At 58.1% G+C, this 17,641-nt stretch carries 19 protein-coding genes and 1 pseudogene; 12 read left to right on the top strand and 8 right to left on the bottom strand.

Translation table 11 applies throughout. The features are described 5' to 3' along the window. Window positions 1-3 precede the first annotated feature (3 nt). The 8 genes and pseudogenes from HX818_RS02260 to HX818_RS02230 all read left to right on the top strand — a co-directional run bounded on the left by HX818_RS02260 (window position 4) and on the right by HX818_RS02230 (window position 8,035). Window positions 4-1,044 carry a Gfo/Idh/MocA family oxidoreductase gene (locus HX818_RS02260; RefSeq protein ID WP_177019408.1) on the top strand — a complete coding sequence of 347 codons (1,041 nt, stop codon included), beginning with the start codon at window positions 4-6 and terminating at the stop codon, window positions 1,042-1,044. Window positions 1,045-1,409: 365 nt separating this feature from the next. After that, window positions 1,410-2,345: a sugar ABC transporter substrate-binding protein gene (locus tag HX818_RS02255; RefSeq protein WP_017479903.1), complete on the top strand. Its 936-nt coding sequence runs from the start codon at window positions 1,410-1,412 to the stop codon at window positions 2,343-2,345. A gap of 63 nt (window positions 2,346-2,408) precedes the next feature. After that, window positions 2,409-3,962, top strand: a complete 1,554-nt coding sequence (locus HX818_RS02250) for a sugar ABC transporter ATP-binding protein (protein ID WP_008437161.1) — start codon at window positions 2,409-2,411, stop codon at window positions 3,960-3,962. A gap of 59 nt (window positions 3,963-4,021) precedes the next feature. Continuing rightward, the gene (locus HX818_RS02245; RefSeq protein ID WP_003214704.1) at window positions 4,022-5,059 is read left to right on the top strand and encodes an ABC transporter permease; all 1,038 of its coding nucleotides are present in this window, start codon (window positions 4,022-4,024) and stop codon (window positions 5,057-5,059) included. Between the two features lie 402 nt (window positions 5,060-5,461). Then, a complete protein-coding gene (locus HX818_RS02240; RefSeq protein ID WP_003214706.1) occupies window positions 5,462-5,866 on the top strand; it encodes a TraR/DksA C4-type zinc finger protein in 405 nt (134 codons plus the stop codon). Between the two features lie 22 nt (window positions 5,867-5,888). Beyond that, window positions 5,889-5,975 (top strand): annotated as a pseudogene (locus HX818_RS31120) (outer membrane lipoprotein carrier protein LolA); the annotation flags it as partial. A gap of 60 nt (window positions 5,976-6,035) precedes the next feature. Next, window positions 6,036-7,706 carry a methyl-accepting chemotaxis protein gene (locus tag HX818_RS02235; RefSeq protein ID WP_371315686.1) on the top strand — a complete coding sequence of 557 codons (1,671 nt, stop codon included), beginning with the start codon at window positions 6,036-6,038 and terminating at the stop codon, window positions 7,704-7,706. Between the two features lie 125 nt (window positions 7,707-7,831). After that, entirely contained in the window at window positions 7,832-8,035 is a 204-nt protein-coding gene (locus tag HX818_RS02230; RefSeq protein ID WP_177019406.1) for a hypothetical protein, read from the top strand. Between the two features lie 4 nt (window positions 8,036-8,039). Here HX818_RS02230 and HX818_RS02225 read toward each other — a convergent pair whose 3' ends face one another. From HX818_RS02225 to HX818_RS02215, 3 genes are all read right to left on the bottom strand, one after another. Next, the gene (locus HX818_RS02225) at window positions 8,040-8,276 is read right to left on the bottom strand and encodes a DUF2789 domain-containing protein (protein ID WP_003214711.1); all 237 of its coding nucleotides are present in this window, start codon (window positions 8,274-8,276) and stop codon (window positions 8,040-8,042) included. 83 nt (window positions 8,277-8,359) lie between these two features. Then, window positions 8,360-8,590, bottom strand: a complete 231-nt coding sequence (locus HX818_RS02220; protein ID WP_003214713.1) for a hypothetical protein — start codon at window positions 8,588-8,590, stop codon at window positions 8,360-8,362. 141 nt (window positions 8,591-8,731) lie between these two features. Next, window positions 8,732-8,986 (bottom strand): hypothetical protein, encoded by a 255-nt coding sequence (locus HX818_RS02215; protein ID WP_177008200.1) that lies wholly within the window; start codon window positions 8,984-8,986, stop codon window positions 8,732-8,734. 415 nt (window positions 8,987-9,401) lie between these two features. On the opposite strand from HX818_RS02215, the gene HX818_RS02210 reads away from it, so the two are divergent. From HX818_RS02210 to HX818_RS02200, 3 genes are all read left to right on the top strand, one after another. Beyond that, window positions 9,402-9,851 carry a hypothetical protein gene (locus HX818_RS02210; protein ID WP_003214715.1) on the top strand — a complete coding sequence of 150 codons (450 nt, stop codon included), beginning with the start codon at window positions 9,402-9,404 and terminating at the stop codon, window positions 9,849-9,851. After that, window positions 9,851-10,048, top strand: coding sequence for a hypothetical protein (locus tag HX818_RS02205; RefSeq protein WP_003214716.1), 198 nt, complete (start codon window positions 9,851-9,853; stop codon window positions 10,046-10,048). Before HX818_RS02210 ends, HX818_RS02205 begins: the two co-directional genes overlap by 1 nt. A gap of 123 nt (window positions 10,049-10,171) precedes the next feature. Next, window positions 10,172-11,188 (top strand): ABC transporter substrate-binding protein, encoded by a 1,017-nt coding sequence (locus tag HX818_RS02200; protein ID WP_177019405.1) that lies wholly within the window; start codon window positions 10,172-10,174, stop codon window positions 11,186-11,188. A 156-nt stretch (window positions 11,189-11,344) separates the two neighbouring features. Here HX818_RS02200 and HX818_RS02195 read toward each other — a convergent pair whose 3' ends face one another. Together HX818_RS02195 and HX818_RS02190 are read right to left on the bottom strand one after the other, a co-directional pair. Further along, complete coding sequence (locus HX818_RS02195) at window positions 11,345-13,471, bottom strand: TonB-dependent siderophore receptor (RefSeq protein WP_003214718.1); 2,127 nt, start codon at window positions 13,469-13,471, stop codon at window positions 11,345-11,347. Between the two features lie 95 nt (window positions 13,472-13,566). After that, window positions 13,567-13,956, bottom strand: a complete 390-nt coding sequence (locus tag HX818_RS02190) for a DUF2946 domain-containing protein (RefSeq protein WP_003214719.1) — start codon at window positions 13,954-13,956, stop codon at window positions 13,567-13,569. Window positions 13,957-14,049: 93 nt separating this feature from the next. On the opposite strand from HX818_RS02190, the gene HX818_RS02185 reads away from it, so the two are divergent. Beyond that, window positions 14,050-14,487: a DUF3995 domain-containing protein gene (locus tag HX818_RS02185; RefSeq protein WP_003214721.1), complete on the top strand. Its 438-nt coding sequence runs from the start codon at window positions 14,050-14,052 to the stop codon at window positions 14,485-14,487. A gap of 349 nt (window positions 14,488-14,836) precedes the next feature. On the opposite strand, the gene HX818_RS02180 is transcribed toward HX818_RS02185, so the two are convergent. The 3 genes from HX818_RS02180 to HX818_RS02170 form a co-directional block, all read right to left on the bottom strand. After that, entirely contained in the window at window positions 14,837-15,250 is a 414-nt protein-coding gene (locus tag HX818_RS02180) for a hypothetical protein (RefSeq protein WP_177019404.1), read from the bottom strand. A gap of 206 nt (window positions 15,251-15,456) precedes the next feature. Continuing rightward, window positions 15,457-16,095, bottom strand: a complete 639-nt coding sequence (locus HX818_RS02175; protein ID WP_177019403.1) for a hypothetical protein — start codon at window positions 16,093-16,095, stop codon at window positions 15,457-15,459. Further along, a partial coding sequence (locus HX818_RS02170) for an RHS repeat domain-containing protein (protein ID WP_177019402.1) occupies window positions 16,092-17,641 on the bottom strand: 1,550 nt, incomplete at its 5' end. The genes HX818_RS02175 and HX818_RS02170, both read right to left, overlap by 4 nt.

Below are 17,641 nucleotides of genomic sequence, written 5' to 3'. Positions count from 1 at the left end.
TGTATGCGAATCGGACTGGTTGGATACGGCAAAGGCGGCCGTGTATTTCATGCACCCCTGATAGCCAGCCTGCCGGGGGCGACCTTTGTCGGCGTGGTGACACGGTCAAGCGAACGTCGCCAGCAACTGGCGACGGATCACCCCGGAGTGAAGGCCTTCGACAGTATCGGGCAGATCACCGAGGCCGGTGTCGACGTGCTGGTGATCTCCACCACCCTCAAGGGCCGTCCGGCCCTGGTGCTGGAGGCCATTGAGCACGGTGTGGCGGTGGTCAGCGACAAACCCTTTGCCAGCAATGCCGAACAGGCCCAGGCCTTGATCACCGCCGCCGAGCGCCAGGGCGTGCTGCTCAGCGTCTACCAGAACCGGCGCTGGGATTCGGACTTCCTCACCGTGCGCAAGCTGATCGACGCCGGAGCCCTGGGCTCCGTCACCCGCTTTGAATCCCGGGTGGAGCGCTACAACCCGGGCTCGGTGGGCAATGCCAGCGGCGGCGGCTTCCTGCGGGACCTGGGCAGCCATCTGGTGGACCAGGCCATGCAACTGTTCGGCCCGGTGGACCGGGTGTTCGCGCAGTTGCACTACACCGCCGATGAGCCGAACGTTGACCACGGCTTCTTTGTATCGCTGACCCACGCCAACGGGGTGATTTCACACCTGTGGGGCAGCGCCCTGCAAAACAGCCAGGCCCCGCGGTTTCGGGTGAATGGCACGGCCGGTTGCTACACCATCGAAGGGCTGGACGGCCAGGAAGAGGCGCTGCTGGCCGGCAAGACCCCGAAAACCGAAGGCGAGCACTGGGGCGCTGAAGAACATCGACGCTGGGGCTGGTTCGAGCAGGGGCCGGATCGTGAGCGGGTGCCGTCGGAAAAGGGCCGTTGGAATCAGTTCTACAGTCAGCTGCAAAGCGCGGTGGAAGGCCACGGCGAGTTGCCGGTGAACGTCCTGGATGCGCTGGCAACCACCCGCGTACTGGACGCCGCGCGCCTGAGTTCAGAGCGCCAGCAGGTAGTGGAAATGGCGGCTATGGAGCCTCATGGATGAAAAATAGAATAAAATTCTAAAACAGGTTGATATGGAAATTATTTTCCAATAAAGTCATTCCAGGTTGCATAAAGTACGTTCGGACTCGATTCGGGCGACTCGACAAAAACAAGATCAAAACAACCAGGTACCGTCAGATGAAAATCTTCAACGCTGTACTGCGAGTTTTACGTCCTGCCCTCCAGCCACGCGGTCTGCCCCGCGCCCGGCCGTTTTACTTTTCCCTCCTGAATGTCCTGTGCGTCGAAAGCAAGGGTTCCCTGGTGTGCTGCATTCCGGGGGCGCCGATCGTTCGACTGCCGACCGCTTCGCTCTGAAAAACGCAACGTCCACAAAACCAACAAGAAATTGGAGACAGACCGTTCATGAAGACCCCGATCCGTTTTACCGCGCTGGCCCTGTCCATGATGCTCGCCAGTGGTTTCGCCACGGCGGCCGATATCAAGGTGGGCGTGAGCATGTCGGCGTTCGATGACACCTTCCTGACTTACCTGCGTGAAGACATGGACAAGCAAGCCAAGTCCTACCCCAAGGGTGACGGCGTGCAGCTGCAGTTCGAAGACGCCCGCGCCGACGTGGTCAAGCAACTGAGCCAGGTCGAGAGCTTTATCAGCCAGAAAGTCGATGCCATCATCGTCAATCCGGTCGATACCGCATCGACCAAGAACATTATCACCGAAGCTACCAAGGCGGGGATTCCGCTGGTGTTCGTCAACCGGCGTCCCGACCAGAAAGAATTACCCAAGGGCGTGGTGGCGGTGACCTCCGATGATGTCGAGGCGGGCCGCCTGCAAATGCAGTACATCGCCGAAAAGCTCGGCGGCAAGGGCAAGATCGTGATCCTGCTGGGTGACCTGGCGAACAACTCCACCACCAACCGCACCAAGGGGGTGAAGGAAGTCCTGGCCAAATACCCAGGCATCACCATCGAGCAGGAACAGACCGGCATCTGGCTGCGTGACAAGGGCATGACCCTGGTCAACGACTGGCTGACCCAAGGCCGTGAATTCAACGCGGTGCTGGCCAACAACGACGAGATGGCCATCGGTGCGTCCATGGCGTTGAAGTCGGCGGGCACCAAGCCGGGCACCGTGTTGATCGCCGGGGTGGATGGCACACCGGACGGTTTGAACGCGATTACCAAGGGCGACATGGCCGCGTCGGCGTTCCAGGACGCCAATGGCCAGGCCGTGGGTTCGGTGGAAGCGGCGCGCAAGATGGCCAGGCACGAACCGGTCGAGCAGAACGTGGTGATCCCGTTCAAGCTGATCACCCCGGACAACGTCAAAGACTTCAAGTAGCCCTAAATAACAACAATAAACCGGCAGGGCAGCCACGGCGGCCCTGCTGACGGAGTACCCGATATGTTTGCTCAAGCGACTGCTTCCCAGCCTCCCGGTATCCAGCCCTTGGTACTGGAAGAACCCTATCTGCTGGAGATCTCCAACATCAGCAAAGGCTTTCCCGGCGTCGTGGCCCTGGCCGATGTGCAGCTGCGGGTGCGCCCCGGCTCGGTGCTGGCGCTGATGGGCGAGAACGGTGCGGGCAAGTCGACACTGATGAAGATCATCGCCGGCATCTATCAGCCGGACGCCGGTGAAATCCGCTTGCGTGGCAAGCCGATCAAATTCGAAACACCGCTGGCAGCGCAGAAGGCCGGGATCGCGATGATCCACCAGGAACTCAACCTGATGCCGCACATGAGCATCGCCGAGAACATCTGGATCGGTCGCGAACAGCTCAACGGCCTGCACATGGTCAACCACCGGGAAATGCACCGCTGCACCGCCGAACTGCTGGCGCGGCTGCGGATCAATCTCGACCCGGAGGAACACGTCGGTAACCTGAGCATTGCCGAGCGGCAGATGGTCGAGATTGCCAAGGCGGTGTCCTATGACTCCGACATCCTGATCATGGATGAACCGACCTCCGCCATTACCGACAAGGAAGTGGCCCACCTGTTTTCGATCATTGCCGACCTCAAGTCCCAGGGCAAAGGCATCATCTACATCACCCATAAAATGAACGAAGTATTCGCCATCGCCGATGAAGTGGCGGTGTTCCGCGATGGCGCCTATATCGGCCTGCAGCGGGCCGACAGCATGGACAGCGACAGCCTGATCTCGATGATGGTGGGGCGTGAGCTGAGCCAGCTGTTCCCGGTGCGCGACAAGCCCATCGGCAATCTGCTGCTGTCGGTGCGCGACCTGCGCCTGGATGGGGTATTCCAGGGCGTGTCGTTCGACCTGCATGCCGGGGAAATTCTCGGTATCGCCGGGCTGATGGGCTCCGGGCGGACCAATGTGGCCGAAACCATTTTCGGCATCACCCCAAGCTCCGGCGGCGAGATCCAGTTGGACGGCAAGACCGTGCGCATCACCGACCCGCACATGGCCATCGAGAAGGGCTTCGCGCTGCTGACCGAAGACCGCAAGCTCAGCGGCCTGTTCCCCTGCCTGTCGGTGCTGGAAAACATGGAGATGGCTGTGCTGCCGCATTACTCCGGCAATGGCTTTATCCAGCAAAAAGCCCTGCGTGCCCTGTGCGAAGACATGTGCACCAAGCTGCGGGTGAAAACCCCGTCGCTGGAGCAGTGCATCGACACCTTGTCCGGTGGCAACCAGCAAAAAGCCCTGTTGGCCCGCTGGCTGATGACCAACCCACGGCTGCTGATCCTCGACGAACCCACCCGCGGTATCGACGTGGGCGCCAAGGCCGAGATCTACCGGCTGATTTCCTACCTGGCCAGCGAAGGCATGGCGGTGATCATGATTTCCTCGGAGCTGCCCGAGGTGCTGGGCATGAGCGACCGGGTGATGGTGATGCACGAAGGCGACCTGATGGGCACCCTGGACCGCGCGGATGCGACCCAGGAAAAAGTCATGCAACTGGCTTCCGGTATGACGGCGGTCCACTAACGAACAGACGGCGCCGGCCCGTTGTGGCCGGCGCAACGCGATAAAAAAGGTGAGTGGTTATGAACGCGATACTGGAAAGCAAACCCGAGGAAAAGAAGCCCGCTGCGGCGCCGGTCAAGCACCGTCGACGCATGCCCACCGAGCTGAGCATCCTGCTGGTGCTGATTGGCATCGGCCTGGTGTTTGAGTTGTTCGGCTGGATCGTGCGCGACCAGAGCTTCCTGATGAACTCCCAGCGCCTTGTATTGATGATCCTGCAAGTGTCGATCATCGGCCTGCTGGCGATTGGCGTGACCCAGGTGATCATCACCACCGGTATCGATTTGTCCTCGGGCTCGGTGCTGGCGTTGTCGGCGATGATCGCCGCCAGCCTGGCGCAGACTTCCGACTTTTCCCGTGCGGTGTTTCCGTCATTGACTGACCTGCCGGTGTGGATACCGGTGGCGATGGGCCTGGGCGTGGGGCTGCTGGCGGGGGCGATCAACGGCAGTATCATTGCGGTCACCGGGATTCCACCGTTTATTGCGACCCTCGGCATGATGGTCTCGGCCCGTGGCCTGGCGCGTTACTACACCGAAGGCCAGCCGGTGAGCATGCTCTCGGACTCCTACACGGCCATCGGCCACGGCGCGATGCCGGTGGTGATCTTCCTGGTGGTGGCGGTGATCTTCCATATCGCCCTGCGCTACACCAAGTACGGCAAGTACACCTACGCCATCGGCGGCAACATGCAGGCGGCGCGCACCTCGGGCATCAACGTCAAGCGCCACCTGATCATCGTCTACAGCATCGCCGGCCTGCTGGCAGGCCTGGCCGGTGTAGTGGCGTCGGCACGGGCAGCCACCGGGCAGGCGGGGATGGGCATGTCCTATGAGCTGGACGCGATTGCCGCCGCGGTGATCGGCGGCACCAGCCTGGCGGGCGGAGTAGGGCGCATCACCGGCACCGTGATCGGCGCGCTGATCCTCGGGGTGATGGCCAGCGGGTTTACCTTCGTCGGCGTGGATGCCTACATCCAGGACATCATCAAGGGCCTGATCATCGTGGTGGCGGTGGTGATCGACCAATATCGCAACAAGCGCAAACTCAAGCGCTGATACGGTCCTCAAGGCCGCATCGGTCAAAATGTGGGAGCGGGCTTGCCCGCGAAGACGGTGTATCAGTTAAACATTCAGTGACTGACACACTGCCTTCGCGAGCAAGCCCGCTCCCACATTTAACCGTTTGTCTTCTATATAGCTCCACAACACTGAATTTCTTGCTATAAACGCACTCCGATGACCATTCGCCGAGCCCGTCCTGGTGCCTTTGCGGGTTATCTTGGAAAAAATGCCTGTCATTTCAGTTGCTGAGCCCTCAAGTCGGCCTTAGACTGCCGCCCCTCGTAAATTGAGTGCCGGGTGGCGCTTGAAATGGACGGCGCCTTTCCGAGACCTGCAGAGGTCGGCCGGAACGCTCCCTTATTCGCCTTAATGCACGTATTTTTTATAGAGAAATCAATGACAAAGGAAAAGTTGCTGGCCATGCCGGCGGATGACTACATGAATGCCGAGCAGCACGCTTTTTTCGAGAAGTTGTTGCAGGACATGAAAGTGGAACACCACGAGCGCATCGAGCAGAACCGCATCGCCATTGAAAGCCTGGACACCCCGGCAGACCCGGCCGACGCTGCTTCTGTCGAAGAAGAGCGCACCTGGCTGGTGAACGCCATCGACCGCGACCAGCGCATGCTGCCGCAACTTGAGCAGGCCCTGGGCCGTATCAAGGAAGACTCCTTCGGCTGGTGCGATGACAGCGGCGAGCCTATCGGCCTCAAGCGCCTGCTGATCAGCCCGACCACCAAGTACTGCATCGAAGCGCAAGAACGCCACGAGCAAATCGACAAGCACCAGCGTCAAGCCTGATGCCCCCCGTGTAGGAGCGAGCTTGCTCGCGAAGGTCGTTCACGATAACGCGGGAAACCTGATACCCAACGGTGCTCTCAGGTTCTTCGCGAGCAAGCTCGCTCCTACATAGATTTCGCCCGTATTACCGCTGTCTATTGATCTGCTGCAAGCCCCCCACTAAAGGCCCATGGATAATGGCCACATAGTGGCGTCTAATGCAGTCACAATAACGACAAGCAGCGGGGTAACGAACATGGCTGGAGACGGATCTCTCATGGGCGCAGCAGTGTCACCACCCGTGGTGGCGCGACAGTTGCCCGGCTGGTTTACACCGCTCCTGCAAAGTACCGCCCTGGTGCTGTTGCTGCTGGGCCTGGCGTTCGCCCAACTCTCGATTTACCTGTGCCTGCCGGTGGCCCTGCTGCTGATCTGGCTACCTCGCCTGACACATCGCACCCCCAGCGTTGCCGCGTCCGAAGCCACCGATGCAATCGGCGAGCTGACCCGCGACCTGTCCTACACCACCAGCCATAACGCACTGTCTGCTGCCGGCGTGGCCTATTCGGTCAAGCAACTGGCGGCCAGGCTGCAATCTCAATTGGGCGCGGCGAAGCAGATCGTCAGCAGTGCCGAAGTGATGATCGGCACCGAGCAGGTCACCTCGCAACTGAGCCGCCAGGCCCTCGGCGCGGCCAGCCAGGCCCATCAGCGCAGTACCGAAGGGCGCGAGGTGCTGGCGCAATCCATCACCCGTATGCACCAGCTCAGCCAGCGCGCCAACGACAGCCGTCAATTGATCGAGGCCTTGAGCCAGCGCAGCGAAGAAATCCAGCGCGTCACCCTGGTGATCCAGTCGATCGCCAGCCAGACCAACCTGCTGGCCTTGAACGCGGCGATTGAAGCCGCGCGGGCCGGTGAGCATGGTCGCGGGTTTGCGGTGGTCGCCGACGAGGTGCGTGGCCTGGCTGGGCGAACCGCCACGGCGACCGATGAAGTCGGGGTGATGGTGGCGGATATCCAGCAGCGTACCGCCCAGGTGGTGGAGCAGATCCGGCAATTGTCGGCGGATCTGCAATCCGGTGTAGAGCAGGTGGAGCACGCCGGCGAGCAACTGGACAGCATCGCCAGCCTGGCGGCGGATGTGGAAGGCCAGGTCAATGAAATCGCCCAGGGCACCGACACCAACCGCGCCCAACTCGATAGCTTGTTCCATGCGGTGGAGCAGATGCGCAGCGATTTGACCGTCAGCGACCAGCAGACCCAACAGTTGGCCGCCGCCGCCGTACAAATGGAAGGCCAGGCCGAAACCATCAGTGAACGCCTCGCCGAGGTCGGCCTGGATGACTACCACCAGCGCATCTATGACCTGGCACGCGAAGGCGCGAGCCGCATTGCCGCGCAGTTTGAAGCCGACGTCCTGCAAAACCGCATCAGCCTCGATGACCTGTTCGACCGCAGCTATACCGCCATTCCCAACACGCGGCCAAGCAAGTACCACACGCGTTTTGACGGCTACACCGACCAGGTGCTGCCGGCCATCCAGGAAGCTCTGTTGCCCCGGCATGAGGGCCTGGTATTCGCCATCGCCTGCACGCCACAGGGTTATGTGCCAACCCACAACAAGGTGTTCTCCCAAGCGTTGACCGGCGATGCCCAAGTGGACGCGTTACAAAATCGTACCAAGCGCAAGTTTGAAGACCGCACGGGAATCCGCTGCGGCAGCCACCAGCAGGCGGTGTTGTTGCAGACCTACACCCGCGATACCGGGGAGTTGATGCACGACTTGTCCGTGCCGATCACGGTCAATGGCCGGCATTGGGGTGGCTTGCGCCTGGGCTACAGGCCTGAGGGCCGCTGACCCACGAGGGCGATTGTTGCAGGTAATGCAAGGGAGCTATTCCGGGGATAGCTTTTTCCAACTGGAAGAAAACCGTAGCATGGCGAACATTGTTAGCCAGCTAACTAATTTTCCGGAGGCGCTCCATGCAAACCAAAGTCGATGTGGCTGTGATGATTGGCAGTGGCGTACCGCCCACCCTGCGTGCGCAGGGGCAAAAGGCCTGTTGGGTAGTGTTGCTCAATGGCGAGCAGCGCGGCACGGCGTTCGCCAGCCGCGATGAGGCTGAAGAGTGCAGGGCTGCCTGGGAGGCGCTGTTGCACCTGGAGCAGTCAGACAGCCTGCATTGAAGGCTCAGGGTTGCTGGTGCAGGCGCTGGTTCAGTTCGTCGACCGCGATCGCCCAGACTGCGTCTTCACGCAGTTCATCCTTAAGGAATTGGGCTTGTTGCGGTGACCAGAAATCCGCGTCAATCAGCTTTACGTCATTGGGCAGGGTGTGTTTGCCGATAAAATCGTCAATCCCTTCGGGTGACGAATCTTCTCCAAGTTGTTCAAACAGGTCTTCGAGGGTGTAGGTCTGCGCTTCCATATCGTTCTCCATGCGGGCTGATCATCGTATGCATGGGAGGGTTGTTGCGGGACAGAGTTCGATCGGATTGTCGCGCCGGGTAATCAGGAGGTCAGCGCGCCGGAATCAACGGCGGCCTTAAGGGCTTTTGCGGCTTCCTTGGCAGCCGTGTTGGCAGCGTCTACGGTTTTGAACCAGCGGTCCTTTTCTACCTGGTGAGTCGTCACGGTGGTCAGGGGAGCCTTGGCCCGCATCACAATCACGGCCTGGAACTCACCGTCTACTTCCCTGGCTTCGCCATGGATGAAAAATTCGCCAATATCAAATTCCGTCACGTATAGCCTTCCCTTGGAGGTAATTGCGCTGATGAAACCTGAACCGCAAGGGCACAAATCTCAATGGACGGACCAGTATGGCAGTTGTTACGCGCTGGCGGCGCAGTAAAGTCAACCAGATGACGAAACGCTAGCCGCGCCTCAGCCGTGTGGCGCTTGCAGGATGGCTTCCAGCTGTCGGGCCAGTTCGCAGGCCTGGCTATGGCCGCTGCGAAAACCTTTGATCCGCCCACTGGGCACTTCAAGGATATGGAAAAAGTTTCTCCCGGCGGGGACTACCCGATAGAGCGCCGAATGCAGGCAACTGTCGTGGGTGTATAGGGAGTAGAATTCCCCGTCATCGATAAAAGATGAACCTGTGTTCGAAGGTGTGGCAATCGGTTGAGGTCGTTGCATAATCAGCTCCTGTCGATCGACATTGCGTACCCGCTTGCAGTATTTCGAGTGGTTTTGACCTGTGTTGCTGTTTTAGTATTGTCGTCAGTGTCCGGCGTCCGGTTCCATCCAAAGCATTAGTTTCTGTGTTGGATGTCGGAAACTGCATTTTTTAAAGGGTTATTGTCTGAAGTGGGTCGGCCAGTATTCTCTGGTCGTTAAACTTGTGATTTCCTGCAACGCCTGGCGACCTGCGTAAGGTGCGTCGGGCACGCCTGTACTAGTCTCATGGCCTGGCAGCGTGATCTTCTTCAGTTTTTATCAGTGGATTTGTTGTGTGATCGTGCCGTTTCCGGCCGTTTTTTTGTGCTGCCCGCTTGGGCGGACAGCACCCTTTTGATGTGGGGGCGTTTCCTTGGCAGTCAGTAATCTGGATATGCACGCGTTATTCGTGCTGGGTGATTTGCGCGCAAAGTTGGTCAAGCAGTTTCAATCCCGTTTCGTCTACGTCACTGAGCAGACACCTGAAGGTATCTATATCGCCGAGATCGATACTGAAGCTGCGCTGGTGGTAGACGACAAACCGCGCCTGGAACTCAAGGTCGGTGATCATTTCCGGGCCGCTGTGTTGCCCAGCCGCGAAGGCGGCAAGTTCGAACTGAAGTTTCGCGATATCAAGTTGACGGTGTATGGCCTGGGCGATTACGCCTTTGTGTCCTCGGCCGAAGGCCAGGGCATTGTGTTCAAGGAAGGCCACAGCGTGATGCTGGTGTTTGCCGCCAATGAGCAGTTGGTAGAAGGCCTGACCAAGACCCTGAAGGCCGTCACCGGCAAGGCCGCCAAATGGCGCAAGGGTGAACTCGTGACCTTCAAGGCCAGCGAGTAATGAGCCAGGGTAGGGCACAGTTCCACGAGCAGCACCTGCTCGATGCCCAAGCCACGGCGGCTCAATTGTTTGACCGCAAGGCCGAGTTGCAGGGCGCCTGGTTGAGCTGGGTCGCCGGCCAACTGTATGAACTCAAGCCCGCCGAATTCGCCAGCATGGTGCGCCGCGAGTTGCAGCGGCTGAACAATCCTGCGTAAAAACCGGCAACCTGCCATGTTCCCCGGAACCTCTACTACAGTTGAGTTGACTTAAGTATTCAGAGGCTTCGCGGTGTTACAGCAAAGCCATTCGCGATTGCTGTAAGGCATGAGGTGCAAAGCATGAAAGGAATTCGAGCACTGTTGGCAGCCTCACTGACGACCCTGAGTCTGTCGGTGGCGTCGCTGCCGGTATCAGCGGCCCAGGCGCCGATTCATTTTGCCGACCTGAACTGGGAAAGCGGCAGCCTGATCACCGAGGTGCTGCGGGTGATTGTCGAAAAGGGCTATGACTTGCCCACCGACACCTTGCCCGGCACCACCATCACCCTGGAAACCGCCCTGGCGAAAAACGACATCCAGGTGATCGGCGAAGAGTGGGCCGGCCGCAGCCCGGTGTGGGTCAAGGCCGAGGCCGAAGGCAAAGTGGTGGGCCTTGGGGATATCGTCAAGGGCGCCACTGAAGGCTGGTGGGTGCCGGAGTACGTGGTCAAGGGCGACCCGGCCAAAGGCATCAAGCCCCTCGCGCCGGACCTGCGCAGCGTGAAGGATCTGGCGCGCTACAAGGACGTGTTCAAGGACCCGGAAGCACCGAGCAAGGGCCGTTTCCTCAACAGCCCGATTGGCTGGACCTCGGAAGTGGTCAACAAGCAAAAGCTCAAGGCCTACGGGCTTGACGACAGCTATGTGAATTTCCGCAGTGGTTCGGGTGCTGCGCTGGATGCCGAGATTGCTTCCTCGATCCGCCGGGGCAAGCCGGTTCTGTTCTACTACTGGTCGCCTACACCGTTGATGGGGCGCTACAAGCTGATCCAGCTGGAAGAGCCGCCATTTGATTCCGAGGCGTGGAAAACGCTGACCGATGCAGACAATCCTGACCCGAAACCTACACGTTCCCTGGCCTCCAAGCTGAGCATCGGAGTGTCCACGCCGTTCCAGAAGGAGCATCCGCAGATCGCCGAGTTCTTTGCCAAGGTCGACTTTCCGATCGAGCCGCTGAACAAGGCGCTGGCCGAAATGAGCGAGAAGCACAGCCAGCCGCGAGAGGTCGCCCAGGCATTTCTCAAGGATCATCCGGAAGTCTGGAAGGCGTGGCTGACTGAGGATGTGGCGCAGAAGGTCGAAGCCAGCCTGAAGTAACACCGATATAACAGCCCGATTGCGATCAAAAATGTGGGAGCGGGCTTGCTCGCGAAAGCGGTTTTTCAGCCAACATTTGTATTGACTGACTCACCGCTTTCGCGAGCAAGCCCGCTCCCACACTGACCTCATTCTTGCCTTGAAACTTGCTGGGCTTTAGAACTTCGTCTGCACCGCCAGCTCAAACGTCCTCGGCGACCCCAGGTAATACGCCGGCGACACATGGGCAAACTCGGCGTACACCTCATTGGTCAGGTTGCGCACCCGGCCCGTCACGGAGGTGTGTTGATCCACCTTGTAAGTCAAAAACGTCCCGAACAAGGTATAGGCCGGCACCGTCAGGGTGTTGGCGTTATCGGCGTACACCGACGCCACATACCGCGCATCCACACCTCCTTGCCAATCCTCCGCAAAGTCATAGGTCAGCCACAGATTACCCACCTGCCTGGGCACATTGGTCGGCGTATTGCCCTTGCGCGACACCACGGCACCGCTGGCGGTTTTCTCGTTGAAGTCCTCGTATTCGGCATCGACCCAGGCGTAGTTGCCCTCCAGCAATAGCTTGGGCGTGACCCGCAACGAACTGGCCAGCTCGATACCCTTGGACGTCTGCGCGCCCACCGGAATGCTATTGGTCGGGTCCAGCGGGTCGGTGACGGCGAAGTCCTTGCGCTCGATCCGGTAGGCGGCCACCGTGGCGGAGCCGCGACCGTCCATGTAATCGAACTTGCTGCCCACTTCCCATTGCTTGCCGGTGGACACATCGAACACCTGGGTGGTGCTGCTCGGCTGTTCGGCAGCGGTGCTGTATTGCACGTAGACATTGGCTTGCGGGATGAACTGATACGTCAGGCCAATCCGCCCGGTCACCGGCTCCCAACTGCGTTTGACATGCCGCGGATTGCTGGCGGTGATATCCCGGTGGTTGGTGACTTCCAGGTCAATCGCGTCGTAGCGCAGGCCGGTGAGCAACGACAGCTTGTCAGTCAGGCCCAGGCGGTTCTCGAGGAACAATGCCTTGGTGGTGACGGCGTTGGTCTTGTCCGGATCGAAACCGGGCTTGGTGCCCGGGATGTCATAGAAATGCCCGGGATCATAGTTGTTCGGGTCCACCGTACTGTTGCCTGCCACATTCAACGGATTGTTGGTGGTGCTGTTGACCCTGTACTCGAAGCCGCCCGACCACGTAGTGCTCAAGCCGAAGAACGTGTCGTCATGGCGCAGCTCGAACTGGTTGCCGTTCTGCTCACCCTGGTGCCGTACCTGATAGGCCGTCGAGCGATTCACTGCGCTGTTATCAGCGTTGTACTGGTAGGTTTCCAGGTTGCGATAGTCGCGCTGGCTGTCGAGGTGATAGAGGGTATTTTTCAGCGTGGTGCTGTCATTGATCCGGTAGTCGATGATCGAGCGCACCCAGATCGTGCGTTGCTCATAACGACCGTCGGCCACGTTGTAGTTGTTGAAGCGGTTGTGTTTGTCGATCTTCAACTCGCCCGACTTCGGGTTGAGCACCGGTGTGCCCCAGTAGGGGCTGTCCTCGTGTTCGTCCTGATATTCCAGGGCCAGGGTGTGGGACAGGTTCGGGGTGAAGTCACTCAGCAGGGAAAACGCCACGCTCCAGGCATCGCGCTGTTGGCGATCGATATAGGTGTGGTTGGTGTTGCGGCTTACGTCCAGGCGCGCGTAATGCTGGACCTCGGCGCCCGGCTCGGTCAGGGCGTGGTTCAGGCCGAAGGCCATTCCGGCAGTGTCGTAGCTGCCATAGGTGAGCTGACCTTCGGCGGCCTGTTCCTCACGGGTGGCCAGCTTGGTCACGTAGTTCAGCGAACCACCGACGGAGCCGGCGCCGTTGATCAGCGAGGAGGGCCCGCCCACCAGTTCGACCCGGTCATAAATCCACGCATCCACGGGGCGAGCCAGGCCGCCGGACACCGCGACGCCATTGAACATCTGGGTAATCTGGCTGCTGGTAAACCCTCGATAGGAAATGAAACCGCCAAACCCCGGCGGCGCGCTGGCGTTGACCCCGGGCAGGGTATTGGCCGCGTCCTGGAAGGTCTTGGCGCCTCGGCGCTCGATGTCATTGCGGTTGGCAATGCTGATGGACGCCGGGGTTTCCCGCACGCTCAGCCCCAGGCGCGAGGCCATGCCACTGGACTGATCCAGGGCCAGGCCGGCATCACCGGTTTGCTCGCCATCAATGGTGGTCGGTGCCAGCTCAATCGCCCAGGTGCTGACAGGCAGGCAGCCGAACAGGCCCGCCAAAAGGGGTAAATGTTTCATGGTTGAATCCTGAAAAACTTGGCTTGAAAACAACCCAGTGCTGTCCGCACTCCCGGGGGAGGCAGCCGCGTGGGCCAATCAGAAAAGCGCAGGTATCAGGCGAAGGCGGGCGGGGCGCGCGGATTAGCCGCAGGCCAGGTGAAGCGGGCAGGGATGTCGGCACTGGCAACGATGGCGGGCGGCGGCGCATGGGGTTGCGGAAGCACCGCCACGTTGAGGCTGGAGTTGAGCGCCGGGCCCATGCCGCCGGTGGAGCACAGCGGGCAACCGAAGGCTTTCGAGAGCGTGGGCAGGGATTCATCGGTGGACTTGTAAGGCGCCGGCGCCTGGGTGCGCGGGTCCACCGTACAGAACTGGCCGCCGATGCCGTTGAGCTGCATCCCGACCATTTGCCCGTGGCCGATGCTGCAGGCGAACACATTGAACAGGACGCAGCAGTAGAGCATCCAGGCAATGAGCGAGCGGTCGGTACGGGCGAGTTTCATGGGGCGGCACTTTACCATCAGCCGCCGACGAATTGCCTGCAAAAAATCTCAAGAGGGCTATCCTCTCTCGGACTTTTCCAAGGATATCCAGCCATGAGCTTTTTAGTCGCGCGATGGATCGTCGGGGTTTTTGGCTTTATCAGCCTGGTGCATTTGTACTGGGCGGCCGGCGGCAAATTGGGTGTGACGGCGGCTATTCCGCAGCTGCCGGGTGAATTCGCCAGCGGGCCGCGACCGGCGTTCAAGCCGTCGGCACTGGGAACGTTGCTGGTGGGTGTGGGGTTGGTGGCGATTGCGGTGCTGGTGTGTTTGCGGGCCGGGCTGTATTTCGAGCCGGTGTCCAACCATGCGTTGCAGTGGGGGATTAGTGCAGTAGCACTGGTGATGTTTGCCCGGGCGATTGGGGATTCGGAGCTGGTAGGGTTTTTCAAGAAGGTCGGCGGGTCGCGGTTTGCGCGGCTGGATACGTTTTTTTACTCGCCGCTGTGTTTGGTGTTGGGGGCGGGGTTGTTGGTGGTGGCGTGGAGTTGAGGGGAACGTTTGCCGCAGTAGAGTGAGGGCTGCGTTGTATAAACTACATGCCCGCCTGATGATACGACGTCAGGTGGCCCACAGAAATCAAAGGCTTAGGAAGTAGTTCGTAGGGTATAGGTTAGGTGATCCGTCCGGGCTGCAAAATTTTGTTGTTACACCAGAGCTGGATTTTTTTGTTTCGAATCTGTACTCAAATAAGTCGATAGCATTTTTTTGCCCGATCTAGATATTAAAATATTTAATTTCTCGGTTTTAAATTTTCATTGTGTTACATGCGCAATGGCTCAATTTTTTTGAGCGTTGGTTTAAGTAAGGCAATCGGTATTTTTATCTGTTTGTTGGAATGTCAGTGAAAGCTCACGTCAATTCTCTCTACTTCCAATCTGATAAGTTGTTCGTTTAATGCTGGATGCTCGTAGTGCAAGTCTTGATCGTCAAGTGGCGTAAACGTGTGAAAAGTCTCGTTGCAAAGCCTTCCAGACAGAAAATAAGCATAGCCATGGCCTGTTTTTTCAACCAGACAATCGACTGTGTCGACCCTGATGACTTCGTAGTCGTCGGGTAGATTTATTGTCAGATCTGCATCATAGGTTTTTCCTACTTCGATCTCATAAGGGAAAAAGCTGACGAAGCAATTCAATATGGTGCCGTCGATGAGCAACGTCGCATCCTCTTCAACGTGCTCGCTGAGCGCCACCACCTGTGTTTTTTTGTGATTGTTCGATGTGAAGCCTGATGGTTTTTTCAGTGAGATCGCCATTTATCGTCCTCCAAAAACCGTTTCCGCTTTTGGTGTGTAGTATTGTTTTTTGGTCACGGCAAGTAGTCGCAGCAAAGAAACAGAGTGAGGCGGATTTATTTGGTTAAAATATCCTGCGTCAAGAGTAGAGACTCTTTTTTGAGTCAAACGTTTAGGTACGTCGCAATTCATGATGTTTGGTGGGAAGTTTGGCTTTCGGCTATTCTTCATGTGTGAATATAACTGTAGACCTCTCGTTGGGTGATTTCTCGGATCTCATTTTTTTGAATCGCGCTGACTAGTTTCTCTTGAACATCAATCATGCTTATAAATTGAGCGGCGGCATGTGTTTCTGAATCAAAGAACCTGCAAAGCACGGTTTGTGGATGAATCTCAAGAAAATTTTTTATATTTTTGGTAGTCACTTTTTTTTCGAAAATAGTCATGTCGGTCCAAAGCTGTTCTATTGAAGTGACTGACTTTTGCATAATCAAAATTGTTTCGCTTGAACCTTCCAGTGCGGAATTTGTTATATCTCTGGGCAAGGTTGGAATGTTTTTTATTATCGAATATATGTTGGTTCTATCATTTTTTCCGAATAGATCTCCATTTTTTATCTGACCAGCCAGTTCCTTTTTTAGTAGGTATTCCTCGGTCCTGGAGTAAAAATCTCCCCACCCTATCGACCGCCATTCCCGCTTGATCGGCCATTCTTCTACTAAGCACTCCGCCACGTTGCACCAGGAATCCCAAACGCAGCGAAAGTCATGGTCAATTAAGGTTAATGTGGAAAACTGAGAGTCATCTATCTGTTCTACCCCGTTCCAAGGTTTTACTCCAGTTTCATTTATATATGCGGTTTTCATGGTTTTCTCTTGAAGTATGTATGTGAGTCATCGCCAATCCTCAAAGGCACCTTTATTCCTCCAATCGTGTTTTTTGTGTTGAAGTGTGGACCGTGATTGCCCTCTACATGACCTAGGGAGTGTTCATAAATCTTAGTGACATGACCTTTTTTAAGGCTGAAAACATATATCCTGCCCGATATGTATCTATCTTGATCACGGATCTTATCCCTTTCAACCGCTATAGGCTGTGCGCTTCGTGGAATACCACCAATCTCTTTAGCTCTTCTCAGCGCTCCATTTCTTGAGAGCTTACTATCGAGTCCTTTAGGTGGCTCTACGTCGCCTTCGTTTACCTTGGCTTTGCTCGTGGGATCTTCAGCGCGGTGCGTCGGCTTACATCCATCCCCACCCGGACAGGTATTCAACCCCAACGGATCCACCCACCCCGTCGGGTTGGGCACGTATTGATATCCGTTCAGCCCACCCGCGAGCTTCACGGGATCGGGCGTCAGGTAGCGGCCAATATCCGGATTGTAGTAGCGATGTCGGTTGTAGTGCAGCCCGCTTTCCGGGTCGAAGTACTGGCCCTGGAAGCGCAGCGGGTTGGTAACGGTGTTGACGTCCAGCTTCGCGATTTGGCCGTAGGCGCGGTAGTGCGCTGACCAGACAATTTCGCCGTCCGGCGCGGTGAGTTCTTGTGGGGTGCCCAGGTGGTCGAGTTGGTAGTGGAAGGGTTTTACGTCTTCCGGGCCGTAGCCCTTCAGCAGAACTAACGGACGGAAGCTGTTGGGTTCGTAGATATAGCTTTGGTGGTTATCAGTGCTGTGTTCGGCGATTAATGTTTCGCCTTGCCAGAAGAACTCGGTGGTCTGACCGTTGAGGGTTTTGGCGATACGCCGTCCAAACGGGTCGTAGCGATATGTGGCTTCGGTACCGTCCGGCTGGGTGACGCTGATCAGGCGATGCTGACAGTCGTAACTGTATTCGGTAACTAACTGCTGCGCCCGACCCCGGCGTTCCCGCAGAAGGTTGCCGAAGGCGTCGTAGTCGTAATGGCGGTCACCTTGCATCAACAGGCGATTGCCTTTGACGACGCTCGGACCGACGCGGTCTTGCATCAGCAGGTTGCCCGCCGGGTCGTGGACGAAGCGTTCCTGCAGGTCGTGCGAGTGGTTGGCGCGAGTCAGGCGGTCGAGCGGGTCGTAGTGGTAGTCGTGCTGACCTTTTCGAGTGTCGAGGATGCGGGTGAGGTTGCCGCGTTTGTCGTAGTCGTATTGGCGGCGCTGCTGGCGTTGTTCCTGTTGAGTGATCGCGTGGGCGTGCAGGCGGCCCTGGTCGTCATAGTGGTAGTGGCTGAGGAGTTGGCCCTGCTGGCGTTGGTGTTCGCGGCCGGATTTGAACAGGTGCGAGGTGAGCAGGTTACCGTTGAGTTCGACGGTGGCGAGGTCGCCGCCTTTGTCGTGGTGAAAGGTGAGGCGGTTGTTATCCGGAAGGCGTAGTTTTTCGAGTTGGCCGCATTCGTCGTATCCATAGCGCAACGTTCCCCAGCCCTGGTGTTCGGCGG

Source organism: Pseudomonas sp. F9001, assembly GCF_013385435.1.
Lineage (GTDB): Bacteria > Pseudomonadota > Gammaproteobacteria > Pseudomonadales > Pseudomonadaceae > Aquipseudomonas.
This window is presented reverse-complemented; position numbering and strand designations above follow the sequence as displayed.